10 protein-coding genes are annotated in these 14,319 nt (G+C 34.8%); 7 read left to right on the top strand and 3 right to left on the bottom strand.

The genetic code is table 11. The features are described from left to right. Positions 1–22 precede the first annotated feature (22 nt). Positions 23–535: a hypothetical protein gene (locus V4538_10260; GenBank protein MES2381412.1), complete on the bottom strand. Its 513-nt coding sequence runs from the start codon at positions 533–535 to the stop codon at positions 23–25. Positions 536–879: 344 nt separating this feature from the next. After that, positions 880–1,500, bottom strand: a complete 621-nt coding sequence (locus V4538_10265) for a histidine phosphatase family protein (GenBank protein ID MES2381413.1) — start codon at positions 1,498–1,500, stop codon at positions 880–882. A 75-nt stretch (positions 1,501–1,575) separates the two neighbouring features. On the opposite strand from V4538_10265, the gene V4538_10270 reads away from it, so the two are divergent. From V4538_10270 to V4538_10290, 5 genes are all read left to right on the top strand, one after another. After that, complete coding sequence (locus V4538_10270; GenBank protein MES2381414.1) at positions 1,576–5,400, top strand: response regulator; 3,825 nt, start codon at positions 1,576–1,578, stop codon at positions 5,398–5,400. A gap of 76 nt (positions 5,401–5,476) precedes the next feature. Further along, positions 5,477–6,319, top strand: a complete 843-nt coding sequence (locus V4538_10275; GenBank protein MES2381415.1) for an ATP-binding protein — start codon at positions 5,477–5,479, stop codon at positions 6,317–6,319. A 12-nt stretch (positions 6,320–6,331) separates the two neighbouring features. Then, positions 6,332–6,817 (top strand): Kazal-type serine protease inhibitor domain-containing protein, encoded by a 486-nt coding sequence (locus tag V4538_10280; GenBank protein ID MES2381416.1) that lies wholly within the window; start codon positions 6,332–6,334, stop codon positions 6,815–6,817. Positions 6,818–6,901: 84 nt separating this feature from the next. Next, the gene (locus V4538_10285) at positions 6,902–8,323 is read left to right on the top strand and encodes a choice-of-anchor B family protein (GenBank protein ID MES2381417.1); all 1,422 of its coding nucleotides are present in this window, start codon (positions 6,902–6,904) and stop codon (positions 8,321–8,323) included. A 25-nt stretch (positions 8,324–8,348) separates the two neighbouring features. Further along, positions 8,349–9,743: a choice-of-anchor B family protein gene (locus V4538_10290; protein ID MES2381418.1), complete on the top strand. Its 1,395-nt coding sequence runs from the start codon at positions 8,349–8,351 to the stop codon at positions 9,741–9,743. Between the two features lie 15 nt (positions 9,744–9,758). Here V4538_10290 and V4538_10295 read toward each other — a convergent pair whose 3' ends face one another. Next, positions 9,759–10,994 carry a DEAD/DEAH box helicase gene (locus V4538_10295; GenBank protein MES2381419.1) on the bottom strand — a complete coding sequence of 412 codons (1,236 nt, stop codon included), beginning with the start codon at positions 10,992–10,994 and terminating at the stop codon, positions 9,759–9,761. A 131-nt stretch (positions 10,995–11,125) separates the two neighbouring features. On the opposite strand from V4538_10295, the gene V4538_10300 reads away from it, so the two are divergent. Both V4538_10300 and V4538_10305 read left to right on the top strand, forming a co-directional pair. Continuing rightward, positions 11,126–12,187 (top strand): hypothetical protein, encoded by a 1,062-nt coding sequence (locus tag V4538_10300; GenBank protein MES2381420.1) that lies wholly within the window; start codon positions 11,126–11,128, stop codon positions 12,185–12,187. Positions 12,188–12,371: 184 nt separating this feature from the next. Beyond that, the gene (locus V4538_10305; protein MES2381421.1) at positions 12,372–14,261 is read left to right on the top strand and encodes a putative porin; all 1,890 of its coding nucleotides are present in this window, start codon (positions 12,372–12,374) and stop codon (positions 14,259–14,261) included. Positions 14,262–14,319 lie beyond the last annotated feature (58 nt).

Raw genomic sequence — 14,319 nt, forward strand, 5'->3', positions numbered from 1 at the left:
TGTTTTTTACTTACAGCTGAAATTACCTTGTAAAATAAAATTCCTTTTCAAAAGTATTAACCAACACTTGTTTTGCAACAGAAGCTCCTAAAACTAAAATTGGGCAAGCAATAAACAAAGCAAAGAATGCTGTTAGGAAAGAATCATGTTCATCACTTGAGGTAATAATAGCCCATAATAAAATTAATAACCCACCAATAAAAAAAGCAAGAAATAATAAACAGAAAAATGAATTGGGTTTAACATTTATTATTATTTTAGACCTATTGTTATAATCAAATATTTGTACTTCCATTTCTGCAGCCATTCCTCCAAAATTCTGTGTAAATGTCTCCCACTTATGTGTAAGATGAAAAGTATAATCATCATTAATATTTCCATTAATATTTGGCGAATTAAGAAATTGGTTAGACTTTACTAAAGCCGACTTTAATTCTTCATATATTTCTTTTGTTGGCTTATCGCTATATAAAATTATTGTACTTTCAGACAAAGCTTCGCGCACAAATTTTATTGGCTGTTTTTTTGTTTCCAAAACTAGTTTAACATACTTATTTATAATTGCTTTTACCAAAACCGACTTTAATATTTATAAAATATCAAACATATCCAATTTATACGAATAAAACAGTTAAGGAGTATATGATTACTATGTCAGGAAGAAATAAAAACATTTTTATTAGTCGCCTACAGCGTCAGCGAGAAAAAAAATAAGTTTTTTTTGTTGCTGACAACGTAGGCAAGGAATTATGCATTTTTTATTGGACACTTACAGCGTAGGGGAGAAAAAAAATAAAGTTTATTGGACACTTACAGCGTCAGCGGGAAATAAAAACAATTTTTTTTGTTGCTGACAGCGTAAGCAGGGAAAAAATAGTTTTATCCTATCAAATGGGAAACATCGTTGGCTAACTCCAAACTAAAGTTTTGTCCATCGTAATGCAGTATATACAAACAGGTATTTCTGTGCTCAAAATTATCCATGTTTTTAAGCGGTTCGTTCAGCAGCAAACACAGCAAACTTTTCATAGCCCGGCCATGCATGCAAATAAGTACCGTTTCTTCTGCCTCGTTACCCATAATTACCTGCAGTGCTTCTTTTTGGCGTGCTTGCAGTTGGTTGGGTGTTTCGCCATTGGCCACAGCCAAATCGTAATTACCGCTGTTCCATGCATTAATGGCTTCTGTATAAAATTCACGTTCTTTAAAGTCCTGCGCCTTGCCTTCAAAATCGCCCCAGCTTATTTCGTTTAAGCCTTCCAGTGGCTCAAAAGGAATGCCCTTATCAATAAAAGCCTGAATGGTTTGCTGCGTGCGTTTTAGGGCTGATGTATAAATTTTATGGAAAGGAATATGTTGGTGTTTTTCAAAAAAAAGCTGGCCTTGTTGTAAACCTGTTTCATTTAAATCAGTATCCACTCCTTTGCCTTGCACAATTAATAGTTTATTAAACTCAGTTTCACCATGTCGTACTATGTATATTCTTTTTTTGATTGTCATAACTTAGCTCAAATTAATAAATACTTTTTAATTTATTGACTACTTTCGCAGTTTATTACTCACATATCTTACTCAATGCTAATAAAATCAGTTAAAAGCTTATTTATTGGTTTAGTAGTCGTATTCAGTTCATACGCCACTCTTGCTCAAAAAATAGTTAATTTAGATTTAAAATGGGTAGTTTTTGACAAAAATGAAAACTTGCCAACCTGCTCATATATTAATTTTCACCAAACCAAGGATAGCACTTGTTGGGTAGCCAATAATTATGGTGTGGCCTGGTACAATAATTACAACTGGCAGCAACTGAATATTTTTAAAACAGATGTTCAAAATATAAAAAATATACGTTTTAAGTTTGAGGAGGATAATACGGGTCGCTTATTTTTTAATTATTACGATACTATTTATGCCCTGCAAAAAAAGCATTACAAAAAAGTGCTTTTTCAAATAGACCAAAAACCTTTAAGAATACTTGACTTTGCTATTGATAAGCATAACAACTTTTTATTGCTTACGATAGATGATAGCCGAAAACATATTTCGCTTTATAAAACCATTGGTAAAAAAGCATACAAAATATGGGAAAGCTTTGAAGAGGATATTGCAGGCAAAAGCACTTTACATAAAACCCACTATGGCCATGTGTTTTTTAAAGTTAAAAATGAAATATATGCCATTAACGGGTTTAAACTGAACAATATTGGATTGGGTTTAAAAAAGGAAATGGTAAACGTATCGTTACTGGAGGAGGACAGCAGTGGCCGTTTTTACCTGCAATTAAGAGAGGGTTATAACTTTACGTACCATTATTATTTCCACTGGGACGGTAAGCAATACAAAATACAAAACTATACACTTCCCTTTGAAAAGAATGTAGTTAGTAATGATGTTGATATAAATGGAAACGAATTGTTCCTGACTAAGGATAATAATTTTTACTTAAAAAGAAACAATACCTGGTTTGAAGTAAGCATTCCCTCACACCTTAAAAACTGTAACTTTGCTAAGTTTGATTTGGAGGGCGATATATGGATAGGCAATAACAATAAAATGATACGTTATACTACCAACAATAACCTGTTTACCAATGTTAGGTTAGGTGCTAATTTTAATGACAATATTGTTAATAGTATTTGTGTAGATAAACAGGGGTATGTTTGGATAGCTGAAGCTACTAAAATTGTCAAACTAAACCCGGATTACAGCATTGCGCAGGAATTTAATATAAACCCTGCTATTACTTTTACCTGTGTTAATATTGATGATCAAAACAATATATGGGTAGGCTCAGGTCAAACAAACAACTCTACTTACAGGTATAATGGCAAAAAGTGGGAACTTATGACCAGCCAAAATGGTTTTATAGATGCACCCATTCATAAAATTTTAAAAAACAAGGATGGTTCACTTTTATTTTTATGCTTAAACAACAATGGCTCCAAAGAAAAAGGCTCGGGCTTATACCAGTTAAAAAACAATTTACTTTGGGTAAAACAGTACGACAATGTACCCAAAGATGTGCGCATATACAGCTATTTGGAAACCAAAGACGGAACCATTTGGATAGGTGCTTTAAAAGGGCTTTATAAAATACAAAACAAACAAGTTACCTATATCAATAAAGTAGACTCCAACGATATAGTGCGGGTAATGGATTTAGTAGAGGATAAAAAAGGAATTGTATACTTTAATACAAACTCCATTGGTTTATGCAAAATATTACCCAACAACAAAGTAGAGAAACTCAATACCCCAATTATATTTGATTTCAGCCAAATTACTTCGGACTTACTGGTTGATCAAGATAATATTTTATGGATAACGAGTCCTTCAAGCCTATGGGCTTTTAAAAACGATTTGTTTTTTGAATACAAAACAGAAACCGGATTGCCCTACCCTACCTGCTGGCCTGTTGTTGCCAACAACAACGATATTATAGTGGGTACTTTAGGCGCAGGTATCAGTATTATTCATAAAAATAATTTCATTCAAAAGGAACCGCTGGTTACTATTTCCATTATTCAGGAAAACGAAAACAAGCCTGTACTGCTTTGGAATTACTTTGCTTACAGAAAACCTTTTAACGATGAAGAACTTTTATTCAGCTACCAGATAGACAACGGTAGGTGGAGCCATTTTACCAATAAACGCACCATTGATTTAGGCCAAATAAAACCAGGCAAACACTTAATGCATTATAAAATAAAAAATGAGTTTAGTGATTTGATAACTGATGTTTATAGCAATGAACAAATTATTTTTATAGCTCCTCCTTTTTACCTCAATACTTGGTTTATTATTCCCATTGGTATATTAACCATTGCACTTTTGGTTATTGTCTTTATTTATTTTAAGGAGCGCAACCAAAACTACCATGTAATTTTAGCCAACGAAAAAAAGCTGAGCTCATTAATTAACTCCATGCCTTTTAAAACCATTGTATTGAATAAAGACGGACATTGTATTCATAGCTTTGTAAACGATAAAAACAGCCTTTTTACCTTTACAAAAAACAATGACTTTATTGAGGAATTTGATGATGTCAACAAATCACTCATGCTGCAAAGCATAGCCAATTGTTTAAGCACAAAAAGCAAAGAAATTTTTACTTACCACGAAACACAAAAAGATAACTTTTTCGAAATTACTTTTTCGCCTTACGATGACTTATCGGACAACCAATTGGTAACAGCCGTTATTATTGATATTACTGATAAAATTAAAATCATAGCTGAATTAGAGCAAGCCAAAATAGTGGCAGAAAGCGCTGATAAAGCCAAAATGATTTTCCTATCAAACATGAGTCATGAAATAAGAACACCCATGAATGCCATTATGGGGATAGCTGATATTATGCTGGATGAGCGTATGGATGACAACCAGAAAGACAACTTAATTATTATTAAACGCTCTGCCGAAAATCTGGTTATTATTATAAACGATATATTAGATATAAGTAAAATTGAAGCGGGAAGAATTGAGTTTGAAAAAATAGAATTCAGCTTGCCTGATTTATTAGAACAAGTTTGTAAAACACTGCAATTAAAGGCAGAAAAAAAAGGCATTGCATTGTCGTATTTACTGGATGCACAGGCTCCCCCTGTTATTATTGGCGACCCTACCCGTATGAGCCAAATATTAATTAATTTGGTAGGCAATGCCATTAAGTTTACCCATAAAGGTTTTGTAAAATTGCACGTAAATGCCATGCATAAAAATGAGCAAACGGTAAACCTAAGGTTTAGTATAATTGACTCTGGAGTTGGTATAGCCAAAGATAAACTGGAAACCATATTTGAAAGTTTTTCGCAAGAAAACATAAAAGTAACCCGCAAATACGGTGGCACCGGCTTAGGCTTAACCATAAGCAAAAGACTATGCGAACTGCAAGGAGGCAACATATCAGTTACCAGTGAGGTAGACCATGGCTCAATCTTTACGGTGCAAATTCCATTTGAATTTTCAGACCGTATTGAAATAAATAATAAACCAAAAAACAACTTAAAGGATTTAAAGGGTTTAAAAATACTGGTAGTAGAGGATAACCAAATCAACCAAATTTTAGCCAAACAACTATTAACCAAATGGCAAATAGAGGTAGACATGGCTGACAACGGATTGATTGCTTTGGAAAAACTAAAGCTTAAAAACTATGACTTAATACTCATGGATTTACAAATGCCCGAAATGGATGGTTACGAAACCACCATTGCCATTAGAAGTGGGCAAATAAATGGCATAGATAAAAACATTCCGATTATTGCGCTGACTGCCGATGCCTTTGCCGAAACAAAAAAGCAAGCCCTTTTAACAGGCATGAACGATTTTGTAACCAAACCTTTTAAGCAAGATGAACTGTTTCTAAAAATATCGAAACACGCTTTCAACCTGATCTAGCTAACAATTAAATATTGCACTCTTTTATAAAATAAATATATATTTGGGCAGTCTACAAAACACCTGAACAAAATTTATGGACCTAGTTTCTATACATCCTCTTTTAAAAAATCAAATCGAAACCGTTTTTGGTAAGAGTTTTCCATTAACTACTGACATGGGAAATTTTATCAATATAGTAAACCAAACTTATGTTGATTTAGAAGATGGTAAAGTGAATGAGATTTTACAAAAATATGCCCAGGATTTAGAGAAGAAAAACATAGAACTAAACCAGTTTGCTTATGTAGTTTCTCACGATTTAAAATCGCCATTACGGGGAATACACAATTTAACTTCGTGGATTGAAGAAGATTTGGAAGAAGTGGGTATGAACGAAGGCACGCAGAAAAACTTACAGTTATTGCGTAAAAGAGTATTGCGTATGGAGTCGTTAATTAATGGCATTTTACAATACAGCAGAGCCGGCAGAGTAAAAAATGAAAGCGAATTGGTTAATACCTATGAGTTGCTAAAAGAAATAACAGAAGGCATTGCAGAGAAAAAGATTGAATTGAATATAAGCAATGACATGCCTGCTTTTTTAACAGAACGCATTACGCTTGAACAAGTGTTTAGCAATTACGTAAGCAATGCAGCCAAATACAACGACAAGGACTTTATAAAACTGGATGTATCGTGTAAAGATACAGGTTCGTTTTATGAGTTTTGTGTAGCCGATAACGGACCGGGTATTGAACCCGAATTTTTCGAGAAAATTTTTCAAATGTTTATCACACTTCAACCTCGCGACCAATCAGAAAGTACCGGAGTAGGTTTAGCTATTGTAAAAAAAATAGTAGAAGAAAAAGGTGGTAAAGTGTGGTTAGAATCAAAAGTGGGCGAAGGCAGTAAATTTTACTTTACCTGGCCTAAATAATTTATACAGCTATTGCAAAAACAGGTACTCATTATATTATTACTAGTAACAATAAGCATTACCAACTATGCTCAACCTTGCATTGATAGTTTAAGGAGAAGCCCCTACTTTCCTTGTCCTGACCCTACGTTTAAACCAGTGTGTGGTTGCGATGGCATAACCTACCGCAATGTTTGTAATGCCGAGTACCAGAATGGTGTAAACTACTACCGCGATGGAAGTTGCTCGGGATTGGAGTTTGATATATACCCCAACTTTACACCCGATAATTTAAACTTTGCTTTTGTGCAGCCTCAAAATACAACTGCTTCTGCTAACCTGGCTATTGTTGATGCCTTTGGCGCCATGCTGTATTACAAAACAATATACCCGGAAAGTTTAACAGGCAGGGTTGATTTACTCATAACCGAAACACAAATGTTCAGGCCGGGTGTTTATATTATGTTTTTATACAATGGCAAAGGCGATTACCGCTTTAAGAAATTTGTAAAATATTAGTCGTATTCATTCCGTGTGTTTCATTAGCCACATAAATTATTAAATTTACCTTTTTATTTTTTACGCTTAACCGGCAACATATTGATGAAAAAACTACTTACGCTATTTATTTTATGCAGTACGTTTAACTTTTTGTTGGCACAAAATGCTTACAGAATGCAGTTACTCAGTACCTGGAATAATCCTAATTTAAATAAAGTTGACTCCATTAATATCTGGAACGATTTAATTGGCTACCACGATAGCACAACAGGCAAAGAATATATTATAGCAGGCAGCACAGATAGTATTTATTTTTTCGATATTACTATACCTACCCAATTAAAACTGGTTGATGTGGAATACGGTGGAGTTGCCAATGTAGTTAATCGCGATTACGAAATATACCAGCACTACGTTTACTGTGTAAGCGACCAAAACAGGGGATCGCTACAAGTTTTTGATTTAAAATATTTACCAGACTCAGCCCATAAAGTGTATGACGATAGTACTTTAGCCATTAACACCCATAGCATTTTTATTGAAGCCAAAAGCAAGCGTTTGTATATGTGTGCCAATAAATATCCCAACTGGAATAATGGCAATGGAAAGGAATCAGCCATGGATATTATTTCGCTCGAAAACCCGGAACAACCACAGTTTTTAGCCAAACTATTTGTACCTGTCAGAGCCAGTGGCGAAGCTGCTTTCAGATGGGTGCATGAGTCGCATGTAAGAAACGATACCGCTTATTTATCGTGCGGATACAGTGGTTTGTTTATTTACGATTTACGCGATCTAAATAACCAGCAAATAATTGGCAGCATAGTAAACTATCCTAAAAATGGCTATAACCACAGCTCTTGGTTAAGCAACAATGGCAAGTACCTGATGTTTACCGATGAGGTGCCAGCAGGTTTAGACATAAAAATATTTGACATCAGTATAATTCAGGCACCTCGCTTAGAAAGCATGTTTATTTCAAACATTGGCGCTACGCCACACAATGCTTATTGGGTTGGTAGTTTTGCTTACGTTTCGCATTACAGCGATGGGGTATATGTATGGAACATAGCTGATACAAAACAACCCCGGTTGGTAGCCTATTACGATACCTATTTACAAAACAAAACAGGCGAGTATGCACTACCCTACTCCGGCTGTTGGGGAGTTTGGCCCTACCTGCCAAGTGGCAATATTATAGCCAGCGACCGAACCAATGGCATATTTGTTTTAAAGCCAGATAGTGGCTTATTAAGTGTTTCCAATATAAGCTATGCAACCCATGCCAATATTTATCCAAACCCAAGTAATACCGAAATAAATATTGCTATTGAAACCAATTATAAAGACGATTTTGAAATTAAAATTTTCAATATAGAAGGTCAATTAATTGAAACCTTAGATGATCATTTTAAAAGCAATTTTTTATATACTAAAAACATAAGCCATTTAGCAAACGGTTTATACATTATTCAAATAAGTGGAAGCAATAGTTGTATCAGGCAAAAACTATTGAAACAATAAACTTATTCAACAGCATTTACCTTTCATGAAAAAAATATTCCTGCTTTCATTTTTATTGTATTGTATACAAACCATTTCGGCACAGCAAGCTATGAACATGCGCTTGTTAAGCCATTGGAACGACAAGTCATTGGTGCCTATTGATGGCGATCAGCTATGGAGCGATATTGGTGGTTATTACGATTCCATTAAACAAAAAGAATATGCTGTTATGTTGGGTAACGACAGTTTGTATTTTTTTGATATGACAAACCCTACCCAGTTAAAGTTAGTAGCTAAACTAGATGGGTACTCCACCAAATCAATAAACCGCGATGTAGAGTTTTACTCCCATTACGCTTACTTTTCAGCCCAACGCTCTGGCTCCTTAGGTGGCTTACAAATTGTAGACTTACAATACCTGCCCGATTCAATACATGAAATATACCGCAGCGATTCATTAACCGTACAGGCACACACTATATACATTGAAGCCAAAAGTAAACGCTTGTATATATGCGAAAACTCAACCAAAATGGGCTTTTCGGCTATGGATATTCTATCGCTTGAAAACCCAGAAAGGCCGGTAAAACTAGCCAGCTTACAAGTACCCATTAACGGACAAGGGCAACAGCTTTTTAGTAAGGTGCATGAAATGTATTGTAATAACGATACAGCTTACCTCTCATGTTACGAAGCAGGTTTATTCATTATAGATTTACACGATGTAAACAACCAGCAACTCATAGGTACAATTGCTAATTACCCGCAACGCGGCACTAACCACAGCAGTTGGCTTAACAGCACAGGTAAAACCATTATGTTTACCGATGAAAATTTAGGCTCTCCTATTAAGCTGTTTGACATTACCGATATAAGCAACCCCAAACAAATGGTTTATTTCAATTCGCATACCAATGCTTTACCGCACAATGCTTATTGGAAAGACAACATGGCTGTGGTATCGAGCTACGAAGATGGTGTATACGTATATGACTTACGCGATGAAAACAATCCGAAAATACATGCTTATTACGATACTTATCTTTTAAACCCTGAAGGTTCATTTAGTGGTTTTCATGGCTGTTGGGGCGTTTGGCCATTTTTACCAAGTGGCAATATTATAGCCAGCGATATAAGCGAAGGTTTGTTTGTACTTAAAATTAATTATGGTGTAGGTGTGGTAAATAATGAAATAAAAACAGCTGAAAAAATTACGCTTTATCCTAACCCTGCCAAAAACAATATCACTATTAATTTGCCCGAAAACAGCAGTACTTACCATGTACAAATAAGCAATAGCATTGGGCAAACGATTAAACAGGTTGATGTAAATGATAGCAACAAGCAAATAGATGTAAGCAGTTTACCAAGTGGTGTATATTTAGTAAACATACATACTGAAAATACCAATCAACAAATTAAGTTTGTAAGAGAATAGCAAAGCCCGTTTCCTTTACTTCTTCTTTTTTTTCTTTACTTCCTTTTTCGCTTCAAACTGCGCTGCTTGCTTTAATAAGTCTTTCCAGTTTTTGCTTCCATCCTCTGAAAAATCAATGGTTTGTTCGTAAGCCAGTTTATCAATTTCCAATATATTAATCGGTTGACCTAAATAGGTTTCAATGTTTTTCAATACTTCCTTTTCTTCCGTACTACAAAACGAAACCGCTTTACCCGATTTAACACCCCTACCCGTTCTACCTACCCTGTGTACATAGTTTTCAGGAACATCAGGCAAATCGTAATTAATTACATAATCTACATTCTCAATATCAATACCCCTTGCACTTACATCAGTAGCAATAAGCATTTTTACTTTGCCTGTTTTAAAATCTTCCATCACCGCAAGTCTGTCCACTTGTTCTTTGCCTCCGTGCATGGTTAAGCTTTCAATGCCTACCCTTTCCATGGCACTGAATAAACGTTCTGCACGCACTTTGGTTCTTACAAACACCAACATTTTACTATTGGGTGCTTCTTTAACAATACGCTCTAAAAAAAATCGCTTATCGTCCATTTCCACAAAAGCCAATGAATGTGTAACGTTTTTCGACACGGGGTTTTTAGGCGATATTTGAATACGTATAGGATTAGTCACTACCGAATAAGCCAGCTCCTTTATTTTCTTGTTAATGGTAGCCGAAAAAAACATGGTTTGGTGCGTGCGTGGTATTTTCCGGTTAATGTCTTCAATGTCTTTTATAAAACCTTTATCCAACATTTTATCAGCCTCGTCCAACACCAGCATTTGCACACGGCTTAAATCTACATAACCCTGGTTTTGTAAATCGAACATACGGCCGGGAGTGGCTATAACAATATGTGCGCCCACCGTTAAATCAAATATCTGGTTATCGTGGTCAATGCCACCCATTAAGCAAACCACTTTTACCTGTGTGTATTTGGCTATGCTTTTAAAAACCTCCGTTATTTGAATGGCCAACTCCCTGGTAGGAACCAATATTAAACATTTAGTAAAAGCACCTGTATGAATATTTTTTTGTAATAAATGAATAATAGGAATAGCAAAAGCCGCTGTTTTACCCGTTCCTGTTTGGGCTATAGCCAATACATCCTCCCCTTTTAAAATGGGGCCTATGGCCTTAAACTGAATATCAGTTGGTCTTTTAAAACCCATTTCAGCTATACTCTTTTTTACCTCTTCAGCTATATTGTACTCTTCAAATCTCATTTATAAAACACCTTTAAAAGCGCCCCGCAAAAGTGCATTTTTATTTTTAATAGTTGAATATTTAAAAAAGTGCATTAAAGGTTGATTGTGTATTGGGGCAGATATTTATTTTTGGTTGAAATAAAAATCCTATGAAAGAACCTCCTAAAATCACCTATTTGCTGGGTGCTGGTGCCAGTTATAATGCTTTACCTATTGTTAATGAATTAGCCTCTGTAGCAGATGAAATAATTAAGCATCTTATTCATTATAAAACATCATATCCTAACAATATCAAAAATTATTCAGATTTTTCTAAAACTATTTCTTTAATTAAAGAAGTAGCAAAGCATCACTCCATTGACACACTGGCTAGGAAAATATGGATTAAAAATAAAGGTTCAGCAGATAACGATGAATACATACGAATAATCAATTTAATAACGGCTATTCTATACTTTAAACAAATCGAAAAAAATATTTTAGGATATGATAATATATCTATAAAAAGAAAATCACCGATTGAATTAGTTATCGATCCGAGGTATGAAGCTTTTTTTGCTGCTATTCTAAAAGATGACTGTTCTATACCTCATAATTTCAGTTTTATTTCATGGAATTATGATTTTCAAATAGAAAAAGCTTTACATTTTTACAGTGATAAAAGAATAAGCGAAACCGCAGAAGAATATAAGATTATCTACGATAAATCTAGACCACCAAATAAAACGACCCAAATAATCAAGATAAATGGCACAAGTCTATTCGAATCCAACAATAATGTATTCGATAGCACTATTTGTAATCATGAGATCTATAGTATTTTAATTGATGCTTTATCTGACAATATGGAAAGACTTAAAAACACCTCTTCATTAATCAAATTTGCGTGGGAAAATGAGCCTGAAATAAAGAACCATCACGCAATAGCCAGTGAAAAAATTAAGGATAGTGATTTTGTTGTAGTAATAGGTTATTCTTTTCCCATATTTAACAGAGCGGTAGATATTGAATTGTTTAAGTATTTTGAAAAAGGTAAAATAATAATACAAGCTCCCGAAAGTGATGTACATCAATATATACAACAATTAGAAAGTATAAAATCTAACTTAAGTGAGAAAGCTATCCCAATTACGAATTTGAATCAATTTTATATCCCTAATGAGTATTGGACTGAACCAAAAACAAAAGGGAATAGGGCGAAAGTTTTTTAAATAAAAAGTAAATAAAAAAATCATTTAAATAAGTAAGTAATATTTATTTTGTTGGCAGAAAAACAATTATCTAACTATCCACACAAATTCGTCAATTATTTATGGAATAAAAAAAGTTAATTCGCAGCACAAAATTTGGTACGTTTTTTATAGTCAATGCTATAAAAAAGTCCCGTATTCCCTAATGACCAAAATAGTTAAAACCTATATAAGCCTGCTACTATTATTTGCCTGTAACCAACTACAGGCGCAAGTTGACACCAATGTTTTTGTTAGTAAAATACGCACTTTTACCATTAACGAAAAGCAAATAGACAGGCACCAGGATTGGAAAGCACTAGATACGAGCATTACTAAAAACGAAATTTTTCATCCCATGTATGCCAAATATGGCATTTTTCAAGATCAGGGCGTAATAGGTTCTGCTGCGCAATCACTGTTTTTTAATTACGACAGGAAACTGGATTTCCGTTTTGCACAAAACCCTTGGGAGGCTTATTTTTTAAAACCTGAGGATCGCGTTTTTTACAACTCTAAATCGCCCATTACAGATATAACTTATACGCAAGGCCGCAATCAAATGATTTATTTGAAAGCTAAATTAGCCATTAACATTACACCCCGCTGGAGCATTGGAGCCGATTATTTCAGATTAACCTCATTGGGTAACTATGTTCGTCAAACCAATGGCTCCTACCATACACAAGTGTTTTCTTATTACCAGTCGGCCAGTGGAAAATACGCAGTACATGGCAGCTTAACATGGAACTTAGGGTACAATCAGGAAAATGGCGGTTTAAAAAGCGACTCCGCTTTCCAAGCCTTAAGTGGTGACAACAAAACAGGCGACCCGAAATTAACCGGTAGCGAAAATGGGTTTAGAAACCGTAGCTTTTATTTAAAGCAATATTTCTATTACGGTAAAACAAACCAAATCATACAAAAAGACGATACCATTAACCAGTTTATCAGCTACGGGCATTTTAGCCATACCCTTAAAGCCAATGAAGAAATATATTACCTGCGTGTAAATGGCGACTCAGATTTAAGCGTTTACCCCAACCGCTATTTCAGTACTACTGCCAATACTTTCGATTCTATTGCATCGCAAACCATCAGTAATAGACTGGCTTATACTTTATACAATACCGATAGAAAAAACGAAATGAGGTATGTGGAGTTGGCAGCTACCCATCAGTTTATTAATAACTCGCTGGTTAACGTGAATAAAGATTATAACAATGTTATTTTAGAGGGAACGCTTGAACGCGAAATATATACCAATTACGGCTTGTGGTTTAAAGCACATGGAGCTTATGCGCCCTTGGGTTATAACCAAAACGATTTAAAACTGAGTGGCGATATTGGTTACAAAACCCCTTGGGCATCTATTTATGGCGGTTTGTTTAACCATTTATATACCCCCGATTTTACTTTTAAATACTACAGCACCAACCAGTTTATCTGGAACAACGAAACCTTTAATAAAATAAACATAAGCAACTGGCATGTGGGTTTACAAACACGCCTTTTCAGAAATAACTTTAGGTTTACTTACAACCAAAACATACTGGCCAACTGGGTTTATTTTGATACTGATGCCACACCCACCCAATCAAACAAAGTAACCTTGGTACAAACCTTTGAGTTGCAAAAAACATTTCAAATCTGGAAGTTCTTTTTTGACAACAAGCTAATCTACCAAAAATCGAGCGAAGACTTTATCCGTTTACCTGAGTTTGGCGCCATTTTACGTTACTATGTACAACAAGCTTTGTTTAAAAAAGCCATGAATTTACAAGTAGGTTTCGATGTGTTTTACAATTCGGCTTTTTATGCGCAGGCATACAACCCTGCTACCAGAGGATTTTATTTACAAAACACCCGCGAAATAGGTAACTATCCCTTAATTAATGTTTTTGCCTGTGGCGAAATAAGACATGCTGTATTATTTGCCGTTTACGAACACCTGAATCAGGATTGGTTTAAAAGTACCGGTTATTATGCAAGTCCAAGTAATCCATTAGCCCTTTCATCGTTCAGAATCGGGGTACGTTGGAGAATGTATAATTAAGCATTCAAATAGCGTTTTACCAGTCATCCCCTAATTTATCATTTTAAAATAATAAGTT

Source organism: Bacteroidota bacterium (assembly GCA_040388375.1).
Taxonomy (GTDB): Bacteria; Bacteroidota; Bacteroidia; order UKL13-3; family UKL13-3; genus JAAFJM01.

Excerpts from the sequence above, each read along its gene's own strand:
- V4538_10295 (MES2381419.1), bottom strand. The coding sequence starts at position 10,994 with ATGAGATTTGAAGAGTACAATATAGCTGAAGAGGTAAAAAAGAGTATA.
- V4538_10290 (MES2381418.1), top strand. The coding sequence starts at position 8,349 with ATGAAAAAAATATTCCTGCTTTCATTTTTATTGTATTGTATACAAACC.
- V4538_10300 (MES2381420.1), top strand. The coding sequence starts at position 11,126 with ATGAAAGAACCTCCTAAAATCACCTATTTGCTGGGTGCTGGTGCCAGT.
- V4538_10275 (MES2381415.1), top strand. The coding sequence starts at position 5,477 with ATGGACCTAGTTTCTATACATCCTCTTTTAAAAAATCAAATCGAAACC.
- V4538_10285 (MES2381417.1), top strand. The coding sequence starts at position 6,902 with ATGAAAAAACTACTTACGCTATTTATTTTATGCAGTACGTTTAACTTT.
- V4538_10305 (MES2381421.1), top strand. The coding sequence starts at position 12,372 with ATGACCAAAATAGTTAAAACCTATATAAGCCTGCTACTATTATTTGCC.
- V4538_10270 (MES2381414.1), top strand. The coding sequence starts at position 1,576 with ATGCTAATAAAATCAGTTAAAAGCTTATTTATTGGTTTAGTAGTCGTA.
- V4538_10265 (MES2381413.1), bottom strand. The coding sequence starts at position 1,500 with ATGACAATCAAAAAAAGAATATACATAGTACGACATGGTGAAACTGAG.